We start from the raw sequence: 22,910 nt of genomic DNA on the forward strand, positions 1-22,910 counted from the left end.
CAAAAGAAAAAATAATTATTCGTCTTTCTTAGAAGGAACTAAAAAGACATCAATAAGACCTTCAGGAAGTTCCATTTTAATAAATCTTTCTTCTCTGTTCACTTCAAGAATCCAGTCTTTAATAATAGGAATTACCACTTCTTTTCCGTCAAGATTGGTAATGAAATACACTTGTGCTGTCTGATCATTTACAGATCTGATTACGCCACAGTCATTTCCGTTTTCATCTAAAATATTATATCCGATGATTTCGTGATAGTAGAATTGCTTTCCTGATAGTTTTGGCAGTGAAGTCAATGGTAAATAAACATTTTTACCCAAAGACTGGTCTACCAGAGCTTCTGTAGAGTTTTTAAAAGCAATGTTAAGAGCATCCAGTTTGCTCCATGATGATTTAGCAATAAAAAAAGGAACCAATAATCCGTTGATTTCAACGAATATTGATTCCAGTTTATTGTAAAGCTCGGGTTGGTCTGTATCCAGTTTAAGGATTACATTTCCCGCAAGTCCGTGTCTGCGTGTGATTTTTCCTAATAAATAGCAATCTTCTTTACGCATACAGGAGTTTTCTTAAGCTTCAGTGTTTTCTTCTGTAGATTCAGCAGCAGCTTCTCCTTCTGTAGCAACTTCTTCAGCAGGTGCATTAGCAGCTTCTTCAGCAGCTTCAGCTTGTGCAGCAGCAGCGATTCTAGCTTCATTTACTTTTACTTCAGCTTCTAAAGCAGCTTTCTTAGCATCAGCTTTAGCCGTAGCCAAACCTTCTACTTTACCTTGTACTTTAGATTCTTTAGCTTCTACCCAAGCATTGAATCTTTTTTCAGCTTCAGCCTCATCAAAAGCTCCTTTAGCAACACCACCTTGTAAGTGTTTTTTGTAAAGTGCACCTTTGTAAGAAAGGATAGCTCTTGCAGTATCAGTTGGCTGAGCACCGTTGTTTAACCACTTCACAGCAGAATCAACGTTCAAATCGATAGTTGCAGGGTTAGTAATTGGGTTGTAAGTTCCTAGTTTTTCGATGAATCTACCATCTCTTCTTGATCTAGAATCTGCAACCACGATGTGGAAGAAAGGTCTCCCTTTTGATCCGTGTCTTTGTAATCTGATTTTTACTGACATAATGTTTGAATTTTAAGGGAACTCGTCCCAGTTAAATATTTAAGAGTGCAAAGATAAACAAAATTTTCAATTCAATGGTTTGAAACTAAGATATTTTTACATCTTTTTAATAAAATAAAATGAAAGGCAATACTGTTGATAGGATTACGGAAATGAAAACAGCTAAAAATACAATAAGATTGTCTCTGGTTTTTCCTGTAATCAATCGTATTACCCAATAATTTACGATATAGAGAGGAATCAATAAAAGAAACGAAGCATCATTGGTTATTGAAACTAAATCTCCTAATACCAAGATTCCGATAAATGTTGATATTAAAATACCCAAAAGGCTTCTGTAAATAGTTCTTTTGTCGATTATATTATTTTCTTTGTAGGATGAAAATTGATAGTATTTTTCGATAATAAAATGTTCCAATTCCCTTTTATTAAGAATATCAGATGAAATATTGCTCTCAATAACATTAAAATCATCTCCCTTCTGAACCCTATTATGAACCTCAAAAGAAATTCTTCCTTTTTCTTTAATTAAAGCCGTCCTGAAATTAGCTTTCTTTACAAATTCATTATAATCGAATTTCTGACTGATTGCCTCTCGCATTTCATCATTGATCTTCCCCGTATGCTCTACCATCGAAAGATAGGCAACGATTAAATCTTCTTCGTTATAGTTCCTGTAAATATTTTTCATTTCAAATTTGTCCCATGTAGAAAAGTCCAAGGCACTTTTGGTTTTCTTCGATCGTTAAAGATTCTTTCAGATGATCTACAATTTTCGGAGAGCTCCAGTAACATCCTATTTCATTGGCTGTACAGGTAAGATACATATTCTGAACCGCCATAGAAATCGCTGCGATTTCTTCCCATTCCGGAACCATACCGCTGAAGTTAACCACAATAGAAACAACTGCATTAGCTTTATTGATTTTAAAACCGATATCGTTATATTTTTTTTCCAGAAAAAGTTGTTCGGGTTGAGTTGCCTTGTAAATAGACTGCATTTCTAAAGCCAGCTTGGCTTTTTCCTCTCCTTTGAATATTTTGAAACGCCAAGGTTTTGTACGTTTGTGATTGGGAGCTAATGTTGCTGAATGTAAAATTTCATCAATAATTTCCTGAGGAATTTCATTTTCATTATAATCTTTTGGAAAGATACTTCTTCTTTGCTCTATGATTTCTTTTAAAACTTCTGCTTTATTCATGAAGCAAAATTACAACATGAAATTCAATATACTTTACTTATTCTAAATTAAATAAGCTTAAAAAGCTATTTGTTATTCTGACGAAGGAAGAACCTCAGCAATAACAACAGATTCTTCTTTACGCTTCGCTCCACTCAGAATGACAGTGAGGAACCATTATAAAACCTCAACGATCTCCTGATGGATTTTATTTAATGTAAAATCATCACCGGATTTCATCCCCATCATTTTTTTAGCCATCGGACTTTCCGGGGAAATCGCATAAAAACGATCACCCTCAAAGAAAAACTCACCCAGTGAAACCGAAATATAAAAACGGGCTTTATTGGTAATTACCAGAGAACCCAGCTGTATACGTTCAGTAGAATTTGTTAAAACCTTCGCCATATTTCTTCTCAAATCATTCAAAGCTCCAAGCTGTCTTTGCATCTGGTAGATTTCCTCCTGCATTTCTTCTCTCATACTGTCATATTTCGGAGTTTTTTTGATATCGCGACTTGCTTCCTGGGTAAATTCAATGAAGTTTTTAAGCTTCTCAATCTTTTCAGCAATCACGCTTTTCACATAATTTCTTATGTCATTTTTTTCAAATACTATCTTCTCCATACATCGAATCTTTATATAAAGATAATATTTTTATATAAAAAAGCCTTGTAAAATTTTCTACAAGGCTTTTGATTTTATTTTTCTACCAATTTCTTCAGATTATCCAACCCTTCTCCATAAGATTTACCCATCTGATAATCCATCATAGGTCTCATTATTTTCATCATAGGATCCTGTTCGGTATCCATACTCCAGGTTACTTTTGTAGAATTGCCTTCAGGTGTTAAAATAATATCTGAAGTAGCCTGACCTTCGAATGGTTTTTTAAAGATCATTTCCGTTTTCTGCTTTTGATTCGGAATCAATTCTTTAATTTCCTGGCAGCCTGCTCCGGCATCTTTATTCTGACTGTCCCAACAATACTTATCTCCTACTTCTCCAGCATTTCCTGTATAATTAAGTGTCATACTTTTATCAAGTTTAAGCCAAGGATTCCATTGGTTAAAAGCTTTCATAGAACTTACCTGTTCCCATACTTTTTCTTTGGGAGCATTAATAACGATAGATTTTTCATAATGATAGTTTTTGCCGAAAGCCAGTATGGCAATCACAGCATACACAACAATCAGAAGGATAAGTACACCAAGAATTTTTAAGATCGTTTTCATAGTCTAATTTATTTAAAGTTAAAATTTCCAAACGTAAAGCTGTTGCCAAAAGTAGTCATTCCACCTTCATTTTAACTTCGCCTATGACAAGATTAATAAAGATAAACAATTTTGTCACATCTTTTCACTCGGGCATCATTTTTGAGCAATTCCCTCACGAATCACTATGATTCCTTACATTTACAATTATTAAAAATCAAAAAATGAATATTTTAACAGAACGTTTTAACACACCATATCATTCCGCACCGTTCAATGCTATCAAAAACGAAGATTATCTCCCGGCTTTTAAGGAATTAATTCAAAAATCTGAAGAAGAGATCAATGCTATTGTCAATAATCCTGAAGAACCGACTTTTACAAACGTCATTGAAGCATTGGCCTATTCTGGTGAACAGCTGGATGTGGTTTCCAATATATTTTTCAATCTGAATTCTGCTGAAACGAGTGATGAACTACAGCAAGTCGCACAGGAAGTTTCCCCGATTTTAACGGAATATTCTTCAAAAATCTCTCAAAACGAAGCTTTGTTTAATAAAATTAAAAAAGTTTACGATGAGAAAGAAAAATACAACCTAAATGAAGAACAGCAAATGCTTTTAAATGAAACGTATAAAGGTTTTGTAAGAAGCGGAGCTCTATTGAATGAAGAAAACAAGGAGAAATTAAAGAAAATCAGCATGGATTTATCTTTAAAATCGCTGCAATTCGGGCAAAATGTACTGGCTTCAACGAATAATTATTTCAAACATATCACGAATAAAGAAGATTTGGCTGGAATTCCTGATGCTATTTTGGAACAATATGCTGAAGAAGCTAAAGAAAGAAATCTGGAAGGCTGGGTGGTAACCTTGCAATATCCAAGCTATATTCCTTTTATGACCTATGCGGAAAACCGCGAACTGAGAAAGGAAATCGCATTGGCTAATGGTAAAAAATCTTTTGACGGTGGCGAATTCGATAATCAGAATCTAATTAAAGAACTTCTTAGTTTAAAACAGCAAAAAGCTGAATTATTAGGGTATAGTAATTATGCAGAATATGTTTTGGAGGAAAGAATGGCTAAATCCCCATCAAAAGTTATTGACTTTTTAAATGAATTATTGGTAAAAGCAAAACCTTATGCAGACAAAGAAATTGAGGAATTAAAATCTTTGGCAAAAGCAGATGGAATTGAAGAGATGCAATCGTATGACCACGCTTTCTATGCAGAAAAGCTTCGTAAAGCAAAATATGATTTAAATGATGAGGAATTAAAACCTTATTTCCCATTAGAACAAGTTCAGGAAGCTGTTTTCAGATTATCAAAACAACTTTTCGGGCTTACTTTTGAGGAAAGAAATGATATTCCGAAGTATCACAAAGACGTAAAAGTGTATGAGGTAAAAGAAAATGGTGATTATAAATCTTTACTGTATGTAGACTATTTCCCGAGAAAAGGCAAAAGAGCGGGAGCCTGGATGACAAGTTATAAAAATCAGTACAAAAAAGATGGAGAAAATTCACGTCCACATATTTCTATCGTTTGTAATTTCAGCAAACCTACGAAAGACACCCCAAGTTTATTAACATTTCAGGAAGTAACCACTCTATTCCATGAATTTGGTCATGCGCTTCACGGAATGCTGGCAAATACGCAGTACCCTACTCTTTCCGGAACTTCTGTGAAATGGGATTTTGTGGAATTACCTTCTCAGTTCCTGGAAAACTTCTGTTATGAACCTGAGTTCTTAAAAACATTCGCAAAACATTATAAAACAGGAGAAACTCTTCCTGATGAAAAAATCGAGAAAATTGAGCATTCAAAAAACTTCATGGAAGGTTATCAGACTTTGAGACAAATTGGTTTCGGATTATTGGATATGAACTATCATACAAAAGTTGCAGAGTTGGAGAATGAAACCGTAAAAGAGTTTGAAGATGAGTACACGAAAGCGACGCAATTGTATCCTACAAACCCTGAAACCGCAATGAGCACTAGTTTTTCCCATATCTTCCAGGGTGGCTATTCTGCAGGATATTATTCTTACAAATGGGCGGAAGTTCTGGATGCCGATGCTTTCCAGTATTTTAAAGAAAACGGAATTTTCAATCCTGAAATTGCAGCAAAATACAAAGTCCTGCTTTCTTCCGGCGGTACCAAAGATCCTATGGAATTATATAAGAACTTCAGAGGAAGCGAGCCGAAAGTGGAGAGTTTACTGAAGAGAGCGTTTGGATAAATTTTTAAAAAAGCTTTTGATATTTCAAGAGCTTTTTTTGCATTTTTATATTTCTTGATAATTCAAGTTCACTAAAATCTCAAAAACACTATGCATAAAAGAAAAATTGAACATAATCTGATACTCCTTTTATTGATAATCACAATAAATCAAACTTTTGGACAAAAGAAAGAATTTCGCGACACAACAGTTGACAGTCTCACATTTTTAAACAATAGAAAATTATTAAATAGTTTAAATACCAGTAGTTTTCAAAAGAAAATTTTTTTAGAAAATGACATTAAAATCCCTTACAGACTTCTAACTCCTAAAAACAACCAAAAAGACAAAAAATTCCCATTGGTTATTACATTTCATAATTCTACAAGAATCGGAAACGATAATGAAAACCAACTTGAACCCTTCGCAAAAATATGGCTACGAGATGAAATTTATGAAAAATACCCATGTTATGTTGTAGCGCCACAATTTAACAAACGCTCCACAAATTACGAAATCAATGAAGAAGGCGTTCAAATTTCAAAACCATCAAATGAAGTTTCTGCTTTGTTGAATTTGATTAAAGATCTTGAAAAAGAATATCCTAATATTGATAAAAACAGAATCTACCTGATTGGTTATTCAATGGGAGGTTCAACATCTCAAAATCTTATGAATTTACAACCCAATACATTCGCAGCAGTTGTTTCTGTTGCCGCTGTTCCTGATTTGTCAAATCTTAATAAAATTAAAGAAAAAAACATCTGGTTAATTCACGGCAAAAATGATGATGAAAACCCATATATCGGAAGTGTTGAATTGTATGACAAACTTTCATCCAACAAAAAATTGATTTTCACCACTTTTACAAATCTTAATCATAACAATATTGTAATTCCATTTTTGATAACGGATGAAATTCCCAAATGGTTATTTGAAAAACACAGGTAAAAGAAAATAAATATTGGTAATTCTGTAATTTTACAACATGAACAATATAACAAAAAGATTAGAGAACATAAAAAAACTCCAAGCCAAAAGATGGGACAACGAAGAAGAATATTGGGATGAGATCAGCGATCTTTTACTCAAAGAATTGGAAGAAATTTTACAAATCGAGCCTGAAAATACAGTGGCTTTAATTAATCTGGGAACTATTTATTCTGATCTGGGAGAAAATGAAAAAGCCATGTATTGTTTAAAACAAGCATTAAAATTAGGTTCTGAAGATAAAAATCTTTACATCAATCTCGCTATTGTCATGGTTGGTATGGGAATGCATGCGGAAGAATACCACGAATATCTTGAAATTGCAGAGGATAAAGAAGAAGATCCGCTGACTTTTAAAGCCTATTTTGATCCACAATCGCATTAGTGTATTGATCTTTAAATCATCTTACCAGTCTCTTATCACTCTTATCCGTGGAAAAGTTAATCAACCCATCAAGAGAACGAATATAATTTTAATAAAAAACGATAGCCAACTATGTTCCATTTTTTCAAGAAAAGCAAACCCGCTGAGCAACCGGCAACCATAATCCCTGTTACCATCCAATCCGTTACCATTCCCAATTTTGGATGGAATAAAGTAGAAGAAAACGATTCCCGGATTGTTTGGGTAAATCCGGAAGAAAACGCATTGATTTCACTTTATTTCTTTAATATTCCTCCGGATTTGCCTACTATAAAAGATGTTAATTCCTTGAGAGATTTTTACCGACAATCGATTGCTGCTTCTGGTGGCGGACTTATTGAGGTATCTGCTTTCGATCTGCAGAATTTTCCAAGTGTAAAAACCATTTTTAAAGTTCCTCAACAGGAAGGCGGAATGACTTATCTCACAGCCGTAACAATTCCTTTTGAAAATTGCAGTTTTGTAATTAAAACCCAAGCCGTAGAAATCGGAACCACAGGAATTAGAGATGCTTTTGTTTTGAATAGATTTCTTGAAAACGGTAAGGTATCTTTTGATGAAAACGGACTTAAGAACTGGTTTGAAGATCCCTACGATCCTGTATTTAAAGAAGGAACTCTGATGAACAAATCCGAGCGAGAAGAATACGACACAGAGTTTCCTCAGCATCCTTTATCGATCGCAAGAGCTTCAATTGATAAGGCTATCCGGGAAATAGATTTCAAACCGGAAGTAATAAAGCTTACAGGTTTTAACAAATAGCAAAATCTATTATTACCTGAAAAAAGCAACAGTTAAAGGAAAATTATCTTATCAGTATTTTTAGAAAAAGTCGTATATTTATACATAGTAAAGAAGTTTAGAGCTCATCCAACAACCTTGATAATACTTGAAAGTAAAAACAAGCAGAAACTAAATTTTTTGATCATGCCCAAGTACGTCATTGAACGGGAAATTCCCGAAGCTGGTAAATTAACTGGCGAACAATTAAAAGGGATCTCACAAACCTCTTGTGGGGTACTTAGTAAAAGGGTTCACAAATTCAATGGTTACAAAGTTATGTGACAGGTGATAAAATCTATTGTGTCTACATCGCGCCAAACGAAGAAATGATTCGGGAACACGCAAGACAAGGAGGATTTCCTGCCAACTCTGTAAGTGAAGTTGTCGCCGTCATCGATCCTACAACTGCTGAATAAAAATTAAACATTGTTATCCAACATTTAATTTTAGCAGACAGTTTATAAGCAAAGTCTAGCATTTGATTGAGATAAACTGTAAGGAAATCTTAATCAGATGCTATTTTTTGATATTCATCCGTTATACTATTTGAAAAACTTTTATTTTAACTATTTTTTGCATTGATTTTTCTCTATTTTAGTTCATAGAAAACTATTATAACTGTAAAACAATCATTAAAACACAGTATATGATTAAGTCAGTAAAAACAAATAATTTAGCGAATGGAAAATATTGAATTTAATTTTGGCGAATATCACTTCTCCACCGATAAAAATAAAATGGACATTCTTGCAATTCATGATTTTTTATCAAATCATTCCGGATGGAGCAATGGTATTCCCATTGAGAAAGTTGAATTATCTATTCAAAACTCACTTAATTTTGGTGTTTTTCATGACAACCGTCAAATTGGATTTGCAAGAATAATTTCAGACTTTTCAACCATTGCCTATCTGGGAGATGTTTATCTTCTTAACGATTATCGCGGAAAAGGCATCTCCAAAAAACTAATGGATTTTATTATGTCTCATCCCAATTTACAAGGACTAAGAAGATGGATATTGTTAACATCCACAGCTGATTGGTTATATGAAAAATATGGATTTGAAAAAATACCTAACCCGGAAATCTATATGGAATTGTATAATCCAAACGTTTATAAAAGTAACAAATAGTTATAAATTACAGATTTCAGTTTCACAATTATGTAAAACATAATAAAAACACGAATGATATAGTCTAAGAAAATTAATAATATTTGTATTTTAGATTAGAAAAACAGAATGTAAAAGCTAAAAAGCTATCATCATAATTCGTATCTTTAAATAAGCAACAGCAATTTAAATTATTAATAAAATATGGCAGAAGAACTTTACTTTCTAAAAACCAATCCTCTTGTTGCCAAAATTAATTTATATAATAAGCTGTGCAATGAAGAAGATGATGTTTTACGCTTTCTAAATGAGGATAAAAAAACAAACCTTGAGGTTATTAAAAATAAATTACAGGATTCTATCGAAACCCTTAGTCCTGAAGAGCTTCGACAGCTCTTTGACTGGTTTAAGTTTCAATATAATTCAGCTTCAGTCAATGGAAATCTGAATAATGACGAAGTAAAAACCCAACTGTACATCAATGGGATTGATTTGTTTCATGAAATTCCATCTGATCTTTCCCAAACATTTGACAGCATTCTCAATGATTATGAAAAAGTAAATCAAACTCATCTTCAGTATCTTTCGGATGCAGAAAAATTTAATAAGTTTTTACTCTATGCTCTTTTCTACACAAGCTTTGCTCTTGAAGACGATAGTGAGAAACGTATTTTGACTGACTATTTAAAATCACAGCATCCTTCAATTTACGAATCGGCCCAATCCGTATTTAAAGAAAAAATAAACCATACGGGTTTTACAGAAGATTTAAATACCAAAGGAATTATATTATTTGACAATTTCTCTGAGCTGTATGACTCAACTAAATTTTACAAGGGTTCTATTATTCAGATTACAGATGTCTAAAAAAATGACCGGAAGAAAAACTCTCTCCCGGTCAATTATATCTAAACTAAATAAGTAAGTTTTATTTAAACTCTTTTTCAACAACTACTTTATTTCTTGCTTTTGCCAACATAGGAATAGAAATAAGTCCCATTACCAACATAATAATAATCTGTAACGGTAAAGAAATAAAAGAATAGGTTAATCCTACTTCTCCTCCCAATTGTCCGCTTTTTCCCATTGAAATGAACAAAGCCATAAAACCATATTTCATAGCCAGGTTAAAAGCACCAATTCCGCCACTTGCAGGGATGATCATCCCGAATGTTCCTACTACGAGAATCAAAAAGCCATCATCGAAAGTGAAGTTTGAGGTTTCCGGAAGTGCAAAACATACAAGAAATGCCGCAAAATAATAAGAAATCCAGATTCCTATGGTGTAAAGGATAAATTTTCCTTTTTGTCTCAACTTAAAAATTGAGGTTAAACCTTCTATAATTCCATCAATGAATCTGATAATCTTATCCAGAACCGGAACATTTGCCAATCGTTTTTTAAAAACAAAAAACAAGGCAGCTCCTGCAATTAAAACTCCCAAAACAAGTATAATCTTACCGGGATTAATATCTATTCCTGAGCTTTTGTAGAAAGACAGAATTACATCTCCCTTAAATATCAAAGTCAATGCTAAAAAAGCGAGCATACAAACCAAGTCCACCACTCTTTCAAGGATAATGGTCCCAAAAGACTGATCGACAGGTACTTTTTCCACACCATATAAAGCAGTTGCTCTTGCCACTTCCCCACTTCTCGGGATCGTAAGGTTCATTAAATACCCAAACGAAATGGACCACAATGAATTGGAATTTGAAATCTGGTGTCCCATAGGTTCCAGCATCAGGTTCCAACGGATTGCTCTGAACCAATAGGCGGCAATTCCAAAGCAGGCGGCAAATAAAACCCACCAGTAGTTTGCTTTGGAAATCGATTTTTTAAAAGATATATAATCAAAATCTTTAAGAGCCAGCCACAAAAAAAAGCCTGCAATCGCAAGCGAAATTACCATGGTGAGTATTGATTTTAAAGGATTTTTTACTTTTTTCTCCATCAGATTACGTCAAAAGATTGGTTTTCTCGTCCGGGAAAACAATTTTCGGCTGAAAATCTTTAGCTTCTTCGGGAGTCATTTGCGCATAGGCAATAATAATGATGATATCGTCTTTTTGTACTTTTCTTGCGGCAGGACCGTTCAGACAAACTTCACCTGATTTTCTTTTTCCTTTAATAACATACGTATCGAAACGCTCTCCGTTATTCACATTCACGATATACACTCTTTCACCCACTACCAATCCGGCAGCTTCAATAAGCTCTTCATCTATCGTAATACTTCCAATATAATTAAGGTCTGAAGCCGTAACTCTTACCCTGTGAATCTTAGACTTAAAAACTTCTATTAACATGATGCAAATTTATTAATAAAAATTCAGAAAACAGCCTTTTAAAATGATTTTAAAACTAACAGATATACAGGAGTTTAATTTTAAAAAAAATATTTTTTTTGAATTTTAATTAGCAAATATTCAAACATATTCTCAAAAACATTGAGACTTTATCTTAAATTTAGGATTTAATAAATACATAAAATAAAATACCATTTTTGCTAAAGTCAATATACATAAGCAATTGGCATGATTTTAGTAACGGCTAACGTAGATTTTTCGTGAAATGTTAAATTATGATATTTTAATCATTTTCATTGAATTTCAAAAAAATTGCACAATATTTAATAAAAAAATTGCACAATTAGAAAATAGTATTATATTTGCTATAATAACGAACTAACTTTAATATTAAAAATTATGAACAAGTCTGAATTAATCGACGCAATCGCAAAAGATGCAGGAATTACTAAAGTTGCAGCAAAAGCTGCTTTAGAATCATTCATCGGTAATGTAACTTCTACTCTAAAGAAAAAAGACGGAAAAGTTTCTTTAGTAGGTTTCGGAACATTCTCTGTAGCTGAAAGAGCTGCTAGACAAGGTATCAACCCTGCAACTAAAAAACCAATCAAAATTGCTGCTAAGAAGGTTGCTAAGTTTAAAGCTGGAGCTGACTTATCTAATGCAGTTTCTGGTGCTAAGAAAAAATAATCATTCAGATTAAAAGATCAAGGGCTGTTTCGATTGAAACAGCCTTTTTTTTATATACTGAGATGCTTCACATCGTTCAGTATGACAAATACTAATTTAACTTACAAACAGGTAGAATGTCATACTGAGCGAAGCCGAAGCATCTTTAGATTACAACTTTACGGAGCTAATCTTGCTATTTTCCAATCCAAATCCTCCAAAGTATAAACAATTCTGTCATGAAGTCTATTAGGCCTTCCCTGCCAGAATTCTATTTCATAAGGTCTCGCAATATAACCTCCCCAGTTTTCAGGTCTTGGAACTTCAGTATTTTGGTATTTTGTTTCCAAATCCTTCAATTTTTCTTCCAAAAACTCCCTGTTCGGAATTTCCTGACTTTGTGGAGAAACTACTGCTCCAAGCTGACTTCCTTTAGGTCTTGAATGAAAATACCCGTCACTAAGGTTTTCTGCAATTTTTTCCAGTTCAGCTTTAATAATAATCTGCCTTTCCAAGCCCGGCCAGAAAAAATGAAGACAGGCTTTATGCGTTCTTTCTATTGCTTTTCCTTTTTTACTGTCATAGTTTGTATAAAAAATAAACCCTTCGTAGGTATATGACTTCAGCAAAACCATTCTTGTACGCGGGCATCCGTCTTCTTCCACTGTAGAAACCGCCATAGCATTGGCTTCAGAAATACTTGGAGTTTCACTTGCTTCCAGATACCAGTCTCTGAATTGCTCGATAGGATTTGATTTAATCTCACTTTCAATAAGTTGGGATTTATCGTACACTTTTCTCTTATGGTGCAGGTTTTCCATAAATATTTTTATTAAATTTGAGTATGAATTACTCTTACAAAGGTAAAATATTAATTTCCACACCTGATATTTCCGGTGACATTTTTTCAAGATCAGTAGTCCTTATTATTGAGCATAACGAAAATGGTGCATTTGGGTTGATTCTGAATAAAAAAAATAACCAGATGAGCGGTAAATTTAAAAGTCTTTTTGATTTTCCGATTGAAGTTTATGACGGCGGACCTGTAGAAAATGATAAAGTTTTCTTCATTGTAAAAGGAAAAAAAGTAACGGAAGTATATTCTGAAATAACGGATGAGTTTTACCTTACCGAAGATATTGAAAACATCATGAGTGCTATTCTCAGTAATGAATTAAAGATCGAAGATATAAAAATATTTTCGGGATATTCCGGATGGACCGCCCAGCAATTGGATAATGAGGTTCTCAAAAAACTTTGGACGGTGGTAGATATTTACAATCTTGATTATACGTTACCCAATGACCAGACTCTTTGGAAATCGATCATGCAAAATCTAGGGGGAGAATATTTACTTTGGGCGAACTCACCTGAAGATATTTCTTTAAATTAAACTTCTTTTTCTATAATTAGTGATTTAACAAACTTTAAGATTGTTTTAACCAATTTTTAGGAAAGAATTGCCGTTATTTGATAAATCAAAAATAACAGTATGAAAGGAACTAAACTACTTGTTGTATCTCTTTTTTCTACAGTATTTTTATCTTTTACTCCTGTCAATAAAAAATATATTGTCATAGATCCCGGACATGGCGGAAATGACATGGGAGTTAATCTTAACGGACAATCTGAAAAAGAAATCACACTTACCATCGCTAAAGAAATCAAAACGATTATTGATTCTCAGGATAGATATGAGGTGGTTTTAACCAGAGATTCTGATACCAACAGCCAACTTAAAGAAAGAACTGACTTAATTAATAAGCTGACTCCTGAAATGGTAATCTCTTTGCATGTGAACGGAAGCCCGCAAAAGGAATCCACACAGCAAGGACAGGAAATCTATTTTCAAAATTCGGACCCTTCAAGAATACTCGCTGAAAGAATATCTCAAAAATTCACTTCCAGTAAAGTAATAGGCGAACGCAATCTTCATATACTAAGAGAAAGCAAATCTCCGACTGTATTGGTAGAGCTTGGGTTTATCAATAATTCAAAAGACAGGGCTTATATAACCAGCAGAGAAGGTCAAAGAGAAATCGTACAAAAATTTGTTGAGGTCATCAACGAATCTAAATAAAAAACAATTTCTGAAGTATTCAGAATAAAACCCGGTAAAGGACTTTGGGACTTTGTTGTTTACCGGGTTTGTCAATTTTAAAAACTTTCTTTCCAGCTTTCCACCCATTCTAAAAATCGGGAAACTTCAAAAGTCTTATTTCTTATTTTACCTACAGAAAATATACCTTTTTCTTCGGAAATCATTAAAATCTCTTCGGCTTTCTGAGATTCAAAGGCGATAATCTCGTGTTCCTGAATATCTGCAAGGTTATTTTTATGCAAGAAAGTAACGAAATTTTCCATTAATGGAGAAATGTAAGCTCCTTCCGTCTGTTTCGGAACTTTAATAACATTTCCTTCCAAAAACAAAAGATTCCCCGATGTGGTACGTGCAATTCTTTTATTGGGATTCAAAAGAATAACATCATCCAGATCATTTTCCTGGGCATAAATTTCGCCATAGATATTTTCCGGAGAATGTACTCTGATATTGCTTAAGAGATTATTATTGACGTTGATTTCCTTAATCAGATCCAATTCCAAAGGTCTCTTATTAACGGCTAAAACATCATCTGTCTCTGTAACATCGTAGAAGTAAGATATGCTAGATTTAGATAGCGTAATTCCGTCATTATTTCTGAACACCTGAAAGTTGATGATCCCGTTCTGTATTCCCTTCTGGTTAATAATTTCTTTTTGAAAAAGAGACTGGAAAAATTCCAAAGTATACGTTAAAGGAATATTCATTCTCATCTTTCTCATGGATGCCATTAAGAAAAAATAACATTCTTCATCCATTATAAGTTTAGCATCTCTCACAAAGAAAGAAACCTTCACTGCATCTCCTGCAAGAAACGCTCTATTTTTCACAGGTATTTCTCCTGAAGTAAAATATTGATTTTCCAATTTTTATAGTGATTATGTTATAAAAAAATAATGAACGATAAATCGTTCATCAGTTTTGTTATTTGGTTCATACTGCATTATGCAGCACCTAATTTTATTCTTAGATTCTCTATCAGATTTTCCCAGTACATTGCATTTTCATCTTCATCTCCATCTTCGCAGAAGTCGGTAATATTCAGAGCCAGGTCTTCAGTAATATCATCAATTACGATCGTCATTTCAAAGAAGTTTTTGGTTCCTTCATCTTCTTCCCATCTGAAACGAACGAAACCTTCAGGCTTATATCTGATTAAAGTGGCTTTCTCAGCAGGACCTCCCCCCCAGCTGAAAAAGAAATCATCACCCTTCTCTGTTACCTCATCCGCAAACCATTCAGATAATCCTTCTGCAGTGGCAAGATATTCATATAAAATCTCTGACAGACAATGCATTGGAAATTCATAATGGACTTTATGTTTCGCCATATAATCTTTGTTTTAATCGTGACGCAATATATAAATTAATTTTTTGATTACACAAAAATGTATTTACTTTTTTACATAATCTTCATGATATTTATCAGAGATTTTTAAATAGTTGTTTAACTCTGTTTTCATGAAAAAACGCTTCAAAAGTTGAAGCGTTTTCTCTATTAATTTTCATTTAAAACATCCAAAATAATTTGGCATCCCTCTCTGATTTCATCCAGAGAAATCGTTAACGGTGGAGAAATTCTTAAATATTCGTTTCTGTACAATTGCCAGAAAACAATCAATCCTTTTTCCATACATTTCTTAGCAACATCCAAGGTGTAATCCGGAGAACCTAGGTTTACAGCAAGCATCAGTCCTTTCCCGTTGATATTTTGAATTTTAGGATGAACCAACAATTCCCTGAATAGTTTTTCTTTTTCCTCTACTTCATTCATCAATCCGCTTTCCAAGACTTCTTTTAACGTAGCATAACTGGATGCGGCAATTAAAGGATTTCCTCCAAAGGTGGTGATATGACCTAATTTTGGAGAGTGAGCCAAAGTCTCCATAATTTCTCTAGAACTCATAAAGGCTCCTACCGGAACTCCTCCTCCCATTCCTTTCCCCATCACCAAAATATCGGGAACAATTCCGAAATGCTCAAAAGAGAATAACTTTCCTGTTCTTCCGAACCCAGGCTGAATTTCATCAAGAATCAATAAAGCTCCTACTTCTTCACATCTTTTTTTCAGCTTTATCAAATAATCATCATTGGGAACCAAAAAACCAGCTGCTCCCTGAACGGTTTCTAAAATTACACAAGCTGTTTTTTCAGTAATTTTAATAAAGTCTTCTTCATTATTAAATTCAATGAAGGAAACCATTGGTAACAAAGGACGGAATTCTCTCTTATGAGTTTCATTTCCCGAAACACTCAGTGCTCCATGTGTATTTCCGTGATAAGAATTTTTAAATGATACGATTTCTTCTCTTCCTGTATATCTTTTGGCAAGTTTTAAACTTCCATCAATCGCCTCTGCTCCACTGTTCACTAGATAGGTAATTTCTAGCGGATCCGGGGTGGCTTCTGCCAATAATTTACATAAAGCAACCGGTTTCTCCTGTGCATATTCCCCATATACCATGACATGAAGATATTTTTCTGCCTGCTCTTTAATTGCCTCTACGACTTTTGGATGTGAATGACCTAAAGTATTAGCCGAAACTCCTGCTACAAAATCTAAATATTTTTTTCCGTCGGTTCCATAAATATAGCTCCCCACTGCTTTTTCAACTTCAAAACCCGCCGCAAACCGTGTTGTTTGAGCCTGGTATGTAAAAAAATCTTTTTGCATTTCCATTATAAGAAAAATTTCAGCAAAGCTATAAAACATTCGTTAAACCCTGAAATTAATCTAAATAAAAAAGACCAGCTTAAAACACTGGTCTTTATATTATTTTCTTACTCTTTTCGGCTTTTTGGCTTCTTCTTTTGCTCTTTCCGCCTCTATGGCTTGCTGTGCCTTATCATAAAGCTCATTATCTGAGGTATACTTTATCTCTTCATAATTCGGAGTATCGACGAGAATATCCTGCCATTTCCTAATCCGGTCTTTCGTATTCCAGTTGAAGTCCTGAAACTTTCTCTTTTCAGGTTCTATCATACTCATGGGATATGTTTCAGAAGCAGCTCCAATACTACATGAAATAATATGCAACTCTCTTTCTGAAAACAAAGTACTGATAATACCACAAGAAGACAGAGTAATCCCTATTCTTTCTGTTTTTTTAGTTTCTTTATTAGTATCGTCTGTATAAGCAATTGCCTGAGCATTGCCGATTACCGATGCTTCTTTAATCTCATTATTCTCATAATGGACTGTCATAAATTTTCCTTTCACCTGATTGAATTCATCTTTCAGAGTCAGAGAATCTACTTTACTGATGGCCAAAGCATTTCCTATTACTTTTAGTGAATCAATATTTTCATTTTGAGTATTGAAATAGGCTTCCACTTTATCTCCGGTCACCTGTTTCTCTCCACTCCAAAGAATAGGTGCTGTATACATATGCATAACTCCGTCTGTCTCATTAAAAGCAATGGAATCAGCCCTTCCTTGTGCATTTGATTTATAAAACCTGGCTTTTTTAAACGCTCTTATAAAGCTTTTCTTTACCTTCGGATCTATAGAATCCGGTCTTTGATAAGAGATTATTTTTTCCGATGCAAAATATAGAGAATCTTTTTCCATCGCTTTTACTGCATATGGATTTTTCGTCATCATTGCAGAATCTTTCTTTTCAAAAATTTCTCCATATCCTCCCTTTATCCATCTTCTTTCATTAGGATCATCCAATGTTACATTTCCCGTCGCTTTTCCAAAACCGGTAAGCTGATTGTAATACATTTCATCACCGGTAAGAATCTTATCATTATAATATACCCTTGAATTTTTCGTCAGAAAAGATTCTTTGGTATTCATGTTATGAGTTCCTTTTTCAGTAATGATTCTGTTTTTAGGATTTTTATTATTGGTAATGGTAGTATAGCCATTAATTGTAACAATATTGGTATTTTGATTCTGAACAACATTATCACCTTCCAATGTATAGTCACGATCTACAATTTTCACTCTTCCTGTAAGATCAATAGTACGAGTTGTTAAAAAATAGGTTGCCGACTTGGAATAGGTTGTGCTCTTGCCGTCATTAATAGTACCTCCCGTATTATAATATGCCTGATTGGTAAGTCTGTCATAATACATCGTTTCCGTTGTGATAACAGTTCCTTTTGGGTCCGTAAGCACAACATTTTGTTTGGCAACACCTTTTTGGGTGGTACCATTGTACTCCATTTCTTTGGCCGAAATTACGGAGCCATCTGCATTCACAAGCTTTACATTTCCAAAAGCTTTTACTAAGCTTCTCTCATTATAAAGAACCACTTCATCAGCAGTTAAAACCGAACCCTGATGTTCAATAATCACATGCCCAACCATATATTGGTTTCCCTCATATTTGGTGTCTTTCTTAAATTCATCAGCATTTTTAATTCTCACCTTATCTTCAGGACGAACCGGTTGTTGCGCAGCGCTAGCTTTAGGCTGTATATAAGGATCCATCTGCACAGTTTTTTTATCCTGTGCAAAAGAGAATGTAGAAACGAAAAATAACAGAAAAAGAATATATCTCATTGATTAGTCATTCTTAGTGCCATAAAAATATAGCGAATGAGAATCAATTTTTACGCCAAAAGCTTCTTCAATAGCCTCTTTAATTCCCTGAATTCTAGGGTCGCAAAACTCGATAATTTCTTCAATCTCCTTATCGGAATCTTTTTTATAAATGACCAAATGATCATGCTGCTTATCAAAATAAGACTTTTCGTAAGAAGAAGAAGTTAATGTTTTTTCACCAAACTGATGTTTACGGATCAGTCCTGCATCAAGGAAAATCTCAATTGTATTATAAATTGTAGCTTTAGATACGTGATATTTTTTCTGAAGCATCAGTAAATACAGATCATCCACATTAAAGTGGTGATCCATATTATAGATTTCTTCTAATATAGTATATCTTTCAGGCGTATTTCTGAAACCTTTCTCTAATAAATAGTTTCTTAAAACATCCTTAATTAAAGTTATATTTTTTTCTTTTTGTAAAGTATCCATCAAAAAAATTATCTACAAATTTATTGATTTTTATTTAATTAATATCAGAAGGAACTGTTAAAGAAGTCTAACTATTGTGTCTTAAAAACCCAGCCTGTTCTATTTTATGATCATAAACTGTTAGTTCCGTAATCGGCGCAGATTCCACCACCACGTTGTGTGATGTCACTCCCCATGCTTTGAAATCATCGCTTCCTATATACTTCACAAAGTTGTAAATATTAAGGATAATCTTCTGTTTAACAGTCAAAAGTATATCGTTGATATAGGAGTTATCTATAATTACGTATTTCAAATCCGGTGGAATATTATATGATCTTAAAGAAGGATGACTGCTTCGTGAAGGTATCGTTCCGTCTGCCATCAAATCTTTTAGAACCATGCTAAAATAGTCATTTATTCTGCGGTCCACCTTAAATCCTAAAAGGAAATTGATCTTATAAATGGTACCTGGCAAAATCTCATCCACAGTATATTTAAAGGTAAACGGATCCTCCTGATTGGTAATGGTAAGGATAAAATAATGATCCGCTCTCTTTGGCTGTTTTTTTATGATTGAATAGATGATTTTCGATTCAACTTCATCACTTCTTTTCGCCCTGCTCAGATAAGCTAAGTTAGTAGCATATTTAGGAATCGTTTCATCCAGCTTCATATCTTTAATAATTGGAGTATAATTCTCCAGCTTTACAAACTGAATAAACTGAGTCTTTATGGATCTTCCGTTGTACCATGCATACATACAAACTCCTATCGATCCGGCTAATACTACAGTAATCCAACCTCCTTCCATGAATTTGATAATATTCGCGCTGAAGAACCCAAGCTCTATCGCCAAATACACGAAAGCAAAAAGAAGGATCAATAACTTATTGATTCTGTGTTTCAGTAACCAGAATACAAGAAGTACTGTTGTCATGAGCATGGTCACTGTAATGGAAAGACCATAAGCTGCTTCCATTTTTCCTGATTCTTTAAAATGAAGCACTACAATAATGCAGAATAACAAAAGTCCCCAATTGATTCTTGGAATATACATTTGTCCTTTTACTCCTGAAGGATAATCAATTTTTTGATTAGGCCATAAATTAAGTGCCATTGCTTCGGAAAAGATGGTAAAAGATCCTGTAATTAAAGCCTGACTGGCAATAATTGCAGCAGCCGTTGCCAAAATTACCCCTGGCAAAACTGCCCAAGGCGGCATAATTCCAAAGAAAGGATTTATTGTAGTAGAGAATCCTGGGTTTTGATAATTTGTCAACAACCAAGCTCCCTGTCCAAGATAATTTAAAATCAGCATGATTTTAACGAATCCCCAGCTTACTCGGATGTTTTTTGCCCCGCAGTGTCCAAGATCCGAGTATAAAGCTTCTGCTCCTGTTGTACAAAGAAAAACCGCGCCTAGAATCACTATAGCACTTGGTGAGTTTACAATGAGCTTATAAGCATAGTAAGGATTGAATGATCTTAAAATTTCAAAGTTTTCTCTTAAATGAGAAACTCCCAATCCACCAAGCACCAAAAACCAGACCACCATAATTGGCCCAAAAAACTTACCTATAAAGCTTGTTCCGAACTGCTGAACAACAAATATAACAATCAGAATACCAATAGTAATAGGCACTACAGGAGTATGTGGATTGTATATTTCAAGACCTTCAATTGCAGACATCACAGTAAGTGAAGGTGTTATAACACCATCGGCAATAAGTGCCGCAGCTCCTACAATTGCTATAAGATAGAGCCAGCCTTTTTTAAGATTTTTTACTAAAGAAAATAATGCTAAAATCCCCCCTTCTCCTTTATTATCAGCTCTTAAAGCAATAATTACATATTTTACGGTAGTCTGGAGTGTTAATGTCCAGATAATACATGAAAGAGCACCTTCAATATATTCATTAAAAGGCATAGTACTTCCCTGGCCTCTTGCATTAACAATTGCTTTCATTACATAAAGCGGTGAGGTTCCTATATCTCCGAAAACTATTCCCAGAGAAACAAGAACTCCTACAAATGAAAGTTTTTTAAGGTCAAAATGGTGACCGCCTTCTGTAACTTCTGACATATCAGCTAATTTTAAAAGCGCAAATTTATATTAATTTTATGACCTCAAGAATAATTCTTCATGAATATAATAAATGAAAAAACTTCCTTTCGGAAGTTTTTCTCTATAATTATTTAACGTACATCGCTTTTTTAATTTCCTCTTTTACTTTTTCAAGCTTAGGGAACCATTCTGCAAATAATGCAGCAGAATATGGTGCAGGAGCATCAGGAGTAGTAATTCTCTTGATTGGAGCATCTAGATAATCAAATGCTTTTTGCTGTACCATATAAGTAATTTCAGAAGAAATTGAAGCAAACGGCCAAGCTTCTTCTAAAATAACCAATCTGTTTGTTTTTTTAACAGACGCCAAAATAGTATCGAAATCCAAAGGACGAACCGTTCTTAAATCAATAACTTCTACAGAAATACCTTCTTTTGCTAAGTCTTCAGCCGCCTGAATAGCCAGTTTCATGATTTTCCCGAAAGAAACTAGTGTAACATCTTTTCCTTCTTTTTTAATATCCGCTTTTCCTATTGGTAAATAATATTCTTCTTCCGGAATTTCCATTTTATCTCCGTACATCTGTTCAGATTCCATGAAGATTACCGGATCATTATCCTGAATAGCCGTTTTCAATAATCCTTTTGCGTCGTAAGGGTTTGAAGGGACTACTACTTTTAACCCCGGACAATTGGCATACCAGCTTTCAAAAGCCTGAGAGTGAGTCGCTCCTAATTGACCTGCTGAAGCAGTCGGACCACGGAAAACAATTGGGCAGTTCCACTGTCCTCCACTCATCTGACGAATTTTTGCAGCATTATTGATAATCTGATCAATCCCCACTAAAGAGAAATTGAATGTCATAAACTCTACAATCGGTCTGTTACCATTCATTGCAGCTCCTACCGAAATCCCTGCAAAACCAAGCTCTGCAATTGGAGTATCTATAATTCTTTTAGGACCAAATTCATCCAACATTCCTTTTGAAGCCTTATACGCACCATTATATTCCGCAACTTCCTCCCCCATCAAGTAAATAGATTCGTCTTTACGCATTTCCTCGCTCATTGCCTGTGCAATTACCTCACGAAAAGTATATTCTGCCATATTTTTTTGAAAAATTAGAGTACAAAAATAGTGTTTTTTTATTATACACATAACAAAAACGACATCTCATTTATATGAAATGCCGTTTATTGATTTTATTTAAAATCTGATTAATTTACTTTAGACCAGGTTTGTGTTCTTCCTATTAAAGATAATCCTATATAACCTCTTACGTTCAGCTGATCTCCATTTCTTTTAATGGTACATTTATACGTTTTACCGGTTTTAGGATCTGTGATCGTTCCTCCTGAGAATTCTTCACCGTCTTTTACCAGACCTCTGATAATTTCCATCCCTAAAATAGGCTTTCCTTTTCTGTCATCTTTACATCCTGTACAATTGGGATCTGCAGGTTTGATAAGCAATTGGGAAACTTTTCCATAATACTTGCCATCAGATTTTTTAAAGATTTCTACAATAGATTTAACTTGTTTTGTTTCATCATCTACTGTTTTCCATTTACCTTCGATTTGTGCAAAAGACATTACGCCAAATAGTGAAAGTACGAATGTTAATAATAGTTTCTTCATATTTTTATAGTTTAATTTCGATAAATCATTTTTGTTGTCTATCCTTTGCTAAAAATATAAATTAATTTTAAACAAACAAAAAATTTTATTATCCTAGGCATATATAACAATAGAT

At 33.9% G+C, this 22,910-nt stretch carries 27 protein-coding genes; 10 read left to right on the plus strand and 17 right to left on the minus strand.

What is annotated here, in order from left to right; genetic code table 11:
• Positions 1 to 15: 15 nt before the first annotated feature.
• The 6 genes from rimM to MKS83_RS09175 all read right to left on the minus strand — a co-directional run bounded on the left by rimM (position 16) and on the right by MKS83_RS09175 (position 3,532).
• A complete protein-coding gene (gene rimM / locus MKS83_RS09150) occupies positions 16 to 558 on the minus strand; it encodes a ribosome maturation factor RimM (RefSeq protein ID WP_100376558.1) in 543 nt (180 codons plus the stop codon).
• A gap of 12 nt (positions 559 to 570) precedes the next feature.
• The gene (locus MKS83_RS09155; protein WP_240582907.1) at positions 571 to 1,116 is read right to left on the minus strand and encodes a 30S ribosomal protein S16; all 546 of its coding nucleotides are present in this window, start codon (positions 1,114 to 1,116) and stop codon (positions 571 to 573) included.
• Between the two features lie 106 nt (positions 1,117 to 1,222).
• Entirely contained in the window at positions 1,223 to 1,807 is a 585-nt protein-coding gene (locus MKS83_RS09160; protein WP_240582908.1) for a hypothetical protein, read from the minus strand.
• A 1-nt stretch (position 1,808) separates the two neighbouring features.
• Positions 1,809 to 2,318, minus strand: a complete 510-nt coding sequence (locus MKS83_RS09165) for a nitroreductase (protein ID WP_240582909.1) — start codon at positions 2,316 to 2,318, stop codon at positions 1,809 to 1,811.
• A gap of 156 nt (positions 2,319 to 2,474) precedes the next feature.
• A complete protein-coding gene (locus MKS83_RS09170; protein ID WP_100376562.1) occupies positions 2,475 to 2,924 on the minus strand; it encodes a hypothetical protein in 450 nt (149 codons plus the stop codon).
• 74 nt (positions 2,925 to 2,998) lie between these two features.
• Entirely contained in the window at positions 2,999 to 3,532 is a 534-nt protein-coding gene (locus tag MKS83_RS09175; protein WP_240582910.1) for an SRPBCC family protein, read from the minus strand.
• A gap of 203 nt (positions 3,533 to 3,735) precedes the next feature.
• Between MKS83_RS09175 and MKS83_RS09180 the strand changes: the two genes are divergently transcribed.
• The 7 genes from MKS83_RS09180 to MKS83_RS09210 all read left to right on the plus strand — a co-directional run bounded on the left by MKS83_RS09180 (position 3,736) and on the right by MKS83_RS09210 (position 9,909).
• The gene (locus tag MKS83_RS09180; RefSeq protein ID WP_240582911.1) at positions 3,736 to 5,754 is read left to right on the plus strand and encodes a M3 family metallopeptidase; all 2,019 of its coding nucleotides are present in this window, start codon (positions 3,736 to 3,738) and stop codon (positions 5,752 to 5,754) included.
• Between the two features lie 90 nt (positions 5,755 to 5,844).
• Entirely contained in the window at positions 5,845 to 6,684 is an 840-nt protein-coding gene (locus tag MKS83_RS09185) for a prolyl oligopeptidase family serine peptidase (RefSeq protein ID WP_240582912.1), read from the plus strand.
• A gap of 37 nt (positions 6,685 to 6,721) precedes the next feature.
• Positions 6,722 to 7,108 carry a tetratricopeptide repeat protein gene (locus MKS83_RS09190; protein ID WP_240582913.1) on the plus strand — a complete coding sequence of 129 codons (387 nt, stop codon included), beginning with the start codon at positions 6,722 to 6,724 and terminating at the stop codon, positions 7,106 to 7,108.
• 111 nt (positions 7,109 to 7,219) lie between these two features.
• Positions 7,220 to 7,909, plus strand: a complete 690-nt coding sequence (locus MKS83_RS09195) for a hypothetical protein (protein WP_240582914.1) — start codon at positions 7,220 to 7,222, stop codon at positions 7,907 to 7,909.
• A gap of 299 nt (positions 7,910 to 8,208) precedes the next feature.
• On the plus strand, positions 8,209 to 8,346 hold the full coding sequence (locus MKS83_RS09200; protein ID WP_240582915.1) for a nickel-binding protein: 138 nt from the start codon (positions 8,209 to 8,211) through the stop codon (positions 8,344 to 8,346).
• 264 nt (positions 8,347 to 8,610) lie between these two features.
• On the plus strand, positions 8,611 to 9,063 hold the full coding sequence (locus MKS83_RS09205) for a GNAT family N-acetyltransferase (protein ID WP_240582916.1): 453 nt from the start codon (positions 8,611 to 8,613) through the stop codon (positions 9,061 to 9,063).
• A 183-nt stretch (positions 9,064 to 9,246) separates the two neighbouring features.
• A complete protein-coding gene (locus MKS83_RS09210) occupies positions 9,247 to 9,909 on the plus strand; it encodes a hypothetical protein (RefSeq protein WP_240582917.1) in 663 nt (220 codons plus the stop codon).
• A gap of 61 nt (positions 9,910 to 9,970) precedes the next feature.
• Here the strand turns inward: MKS83_RS09210 and MKS83_RS09215 are convergent, their stop codons facing one another.
• A complete protein-coding gene (locus MKS83_RS09215; RefSeq protein ID WP_240582918.1) occupies positions 9,971 to 10,996 on the minus strand; it encodes a lysylphosphatidylglycerol synthase transmembrane domain-containing protein in 1,026 nt (341 codons plus the stop codon).
• Positions 10,997 to 11,000: 4 nt separating this feature from the next.
• Positions 11,001 to 11,351 carry an aspartate 1-decarboxylase gene (gene panD / locus MKS83_RS09220; protein WP_039366628.1) on the minus strand — a complete coding sequence of 117 codons (351 nt, stop codon included), beginning with the start codon at positions 11,349 to 11,351 and terminating at the stop codon, positions 11,001 to 11,003.
• 399 nt (positions 11,352 to 11,750) lie between these two features.
• Between panD and MKS83_RS09225 the strand changes: the two genes are divergently transcribed.
• Positions 11,751 to 12,041, plus strand: a complete 291-nt coding sequence (locus tag MKS83_RS09225; protein ID WP_027379880.1) for an HU family DNA-binding protein — start codon at positions 11,751 to 11,753, stop codon at positions 12,039 to 12,041.
• Positions 12,042 to 12,199: 158 nt separating this feature from the next.
• On the opposite strand, the gene pdxH is transcribed toward MKS83_RS09225, so the two are convergent.
• A complete protein-coding gene (pdxH, locus tag MKS83_RS09230; RefSeq protein ID WP_240582919.1) occupies positions 12,200 to 12,841 on the minus strand; it encodes a pyridoxamine 5'-phosphate oxidase in 642 nt (213 codons plus the stop codon).
• A gap of 23 nt (positions 12,842 to 12,864) precedes the next feature.
• Between pdxH and MKS83_RS09235 the strand changes: the two genes are divergently transcribed.
• Together MKS83_RS09235 and MKS83_RS09240 are read left to right on the plus strand one after the other, a co-directional pair.
• Positions 12,865 to 13,413: a YqgE/AlgH family protein gene (locus MKS83_RS09235; protein WP_240582920.1), complete on the plus strand. Its 549-nt coding sequence runs from the start codon at positions 12,865 to 12,867 to the stop codon at positions 13,411 to 13,413.
• A 99-nt stretch (positions 13,414 to 13,512) separates the two neighbouring features.
• On the plus strand, positions 13,513 to 14,100 hold the full coding sequence (locus tag MKS83_RS09240; RefSeq protein WP_240582921.1) for an N-acetylmuramoyl-L-alanine amidase: 588 nt from the start codon (positions 13,513 to 13,515) through the stop codon (positions 14,098 to 14,100).
• Positions 14,101 to 14,177: 77 nt separating this feature from the next.
• On the opposite strand, the gene MKS83_RS09245 is transcribed toward MKS83_RS09240, so the two are convergent.
• From MKS83_RS09245 to MKS83_RS09280, 8 genes are all read right to left on the minus strand, one after another.
• Positions 14,178 to 14,987: an aminotransferase class IV gene (locus MKS83_RS09245; RefSeq protein ID WP_240582922.1), complete on the minus strand. Its 810-nt coding sequence runs from the start codon at positions 14,985 to 14,987 to the stop codon at positions 14,178 to 14,180.
• A 77-nt stretch (positions 14,988 to 15,064) separates the two neighbouring features.
• The gene (locus MKS83_RS09250; RefSeq protein WP_240582923.1) at positions 15,065 to 15,451 is read right to left on the minus strand and encodes an START-like domain-containing protein; all 387 of its coding nucleotides are present in this window, start codon (positions 15,449 to 15,451) and stop codon (positions 15,065 to 15,067) included.
• A 167-nt stretch (positions 15,452 to 15,618) separates the two neighbouring features.
• Positions 15,619 to 16,794, minus strand: a complete 1,176-nt coding sequence (locus tag MKS83_RS09255; RefSeq protein ID WP_240583177.1) for an aspartate aminotransferase family protein — start codon at positions 16,792 to 16,794, stop codon at positions 15,619 to 15,621.
• A gap of 99 nt (positions 16,795 to 16,893) precedes the next feature.
• A complete protein-coding gene (locus MKS83_RS09260) occupies positions 16,894 to 18,633 on the minus strand; it encodes an OstA-like protein (protein ID WP_240582924.1) in 1,740 nt (579 codons plus the stop codon).
• Positions 18,634 to 18,636: 3 nt separating this feature from the next.
• Complete coding sequence (locus MKS83_RS09265) at positions 18,637 to 19,110, minus strand: Fur family transcriptional regulator (protein ID WP_100376579.1); 474 nt, start codon at positions 19,108 to 19,110, stop codon at positions 18,637 to 18,639.
• 67 nt (positions 19,111 to 19,177) lie between these two features.
• Positions 19,178 to 21,175, minus strand: coding sequence for a KUP/HAK/KT family potassium transporter (locus MKS83_RS09270; RefSeq protein ID WP_240582925.1), 1,998 nt, complete (start codon positions 21,173 to 21,175; stop codon positions 19,178 to 19,180).
• A 109-nt stretch (positions 21,176 to 21,284) separates the two neighbouring features.
• Positions 21,285 to 22,265: a pyruvate dehydrogenase complex E1 component subunit beta gene (locus MKS83_RS09275; protein WP_240582926.1), complete on the minus strand. Its 981-nt coding sequence runs from the start codon at positions 22,263 to 22,265 to the stop codon at positions 21,285 to 21,287.
• 110 nt (positions 22,266 to 22,375) lie between these two features.
• Positions 22,376 to 22,795: a DUF2147 domain-containing protein gene (locus tag MKS83_RS09280; protein ID WP_240582927.1), complete on the minus strand. Its 420-nt coding sequence runs from the start codon at positions 22,793 to 22,795 to the stop codon at positions 22,376 to 22,378.
• Between the last annotated feature and the right edge of the window lie 115 nt (positions 22,796 to 22,910).

Source organism: Chryseobacterium sp. Y16C (assembly GCF_022488405.1).
In the GTDB taxonomy this organism is placed as follows: Bacteria; Bacteroidota; Bacteroidia; order Flavobacteriales; family Weeksellaceae; genus Chryseobacterium; species Chryseobacterium geocarposphaerae.

What these genes read in the sequence shown, in the direction of transcription:
- rimM (WP_100376558.1), bottom strand. Translation starts at nt 558, where the DNA reads ATGCGTAAAGAAGATTGCTATTTATTAGGAAAAATCACACGCAGACAC.
- MKS83_RS09155 (WP_240582907.1), bottom strand. Translation starts at nt 1,116, where the DNA reads ATGTCAGTAAAAATCAGATTACAAAGACACGGATCAAAAGGGAGACCT.
- MKS83_RS09160 (WP_240582908.1), bottom strand. Translation starts at nt 1,807, where the DNA reads ATGAAAAATATTTACAGGAACTATAACGAAGAAGATTTAATCGTTGCC.
- MKS83_RS09165 (WP_240582909.1), bottom strand. Translation starts at nt 2,318, where the DNA reads ATGAATAAAGCAGAAGTTTTAAAAGAAATCATAGAGCAAAGAAGAAGT.
- MKS83_RS09170 (WP_100376562.1), bottom strand. Translation starts at nt 2,924, where the DNA reads ATGGAGAAGATAGTATTTGAAAAAAATGACATAAGAAATTATGTGAAA.
- MKS83_RS09175 (WP_240582910.1), bottom strand. Translation starts at nt 3,532, where the DNA reads ATGAAAACGATCTTAAAAATTCTTGGTGTACTTATCCTTCTGATTGTT.
- MKS83_RS09180 (WP_240582911.1), top strand. Translation starts at nt 3,736, where the DNA reads ATGAATATTTTAACAGAACGTTTTAACACACCATATCATTCCGCACCG.
- MKS83_RS09185 (WP_240582912.1), top strand. Translation starts at nt 5,845, where the DNA reads ATGCATAAAAGAAAAATTGAACATAATCTGATACTCCTTTTATTGATA.
- MKS83_RS09190 (WP_240582913.1), top strand. Translation starts at nt 6,722, where the DNA reads ATGAACAATATAACAAAAAGATTAGAGAACATAAAAAAACTCCAAGCC.
- MKS83_RS09195 (WP_240582914.1), top strand. Translation starts at nt 7,220, where the DNA reads ATGTTCCATTTTTTCAAGAAAAGCAAACCCGCTGAGCAACCGGCAACC.
- MKS83_RS09205 (WP_240582916.1), top strand. Translation starts at nt 8,611, where the DNA reads ATGGAAAATATTGAATTTAATTTTGGCGAATATCACTTCTCCACCGAT.
- MKS83_RS09210 (WP_240582917.1), top strand. Translation starts at nt 9,247, where the DNA reads ATGGCAGAAGAACTTTACTTTCTAAAAACCAATCCTCTTGTTGCCAAA.
- MKS83_RS09215 (WP_240582918.1), bottom strand. Translation starts at nt 10,996, where the DNA reads ATGGAGAAAAAAGTAAAAAATCCTTTAAAATCAATACTCACCATGGTA.
- panD (WP_039366628.1), bottom strand. Translation starts at nt 11,351, where the DNA reads ATGTTAATAGAAGTTTTTAAGTCTAAGATTCACAGGGTAAGAGTTACG.
- MKS83_RS09225 (WP_027379880.1), top strand. Translation starts at nt 11,751, where the DNA reads ATGAACAAGTCTGAATTAATCGACGCAATCGCAAAAGATGCAGGAATT.
- pdxH (WP_240582919.1), bottom strand. Translation starts at nt 12,841, where the DNA reads ATGGAAAACCTGCACCATAAGAGAAAAGTGTACGATAAATCCCAACTT.
- MKS83_RS09235 (WP_240582920.1), top strand. Translation starts at nt 12,865, where the DNA reads ATGAATTACTCTTACAAAGGTAAAATATTAATTTCCACACCTGATATT.
- MKS83_RS09240 (WP_240582921.1), top strand. Translation starts at nt 13,513, where the DNA reads ATGAAAGGAACTAAACTACTTGTTGTATCTCTTTTTTCTACAGTATTT.
- MKS83_RS09250 (WP_240582923.1), bottom strand. Translation starts at nt 15,451, where the DNA reads ATGGCGAAACATAAAGTCCATTATGAATTTCCAATGCATTGTCTGTCA.
- MKS83_RS09255 (WP_240583177.1), bottom strand. Translation starts at nt 16,794, where the DNA reads ATGCAAAAAGATTTTTTTACATACCAGGCTCAAACAACACGGTTTGCG.
- MKS83_RS09260 (WP_240582924.1), bottom strand. Translation starts at nt 18,633, where the DNA reads ATGAGATATATTCTTTTTCTGTTATTTTTCGTTTCTACATTCTCTTTT.
- MKS83_RS09265 (WP_100376579.1), bottom strand. Translation starts at nt 19,110, where the DNA reads ATGGATACTTTACAAAAAGAAAAAAATATAACTTTAATTAAGGATGTT.
- MKS83_RS09270 (WP_240582925.1), bottom strand. Translation starts at nt 21,175, where the DNA reads ATGTCAGAAGTTACAGAAGGCGGTCACCATTTTGACCTTAAAAAACTT.
- MKS83_RS09275 (WP_240582926.1), bottom strand. Translation starts at nt 22,265, where the DNA reads ATGGCAGAATATACTTTTCGTGAGGTAATTGCACAGGCAATGAGCGAG.
- MKS83_RS09280 (WP_240582927.1), bottom strand. Translation starts at nt 22,795, where the DNA reads ATGAAGAAACTATTATTAACATTCGTACTTTCACTATTTGGCGTAATG.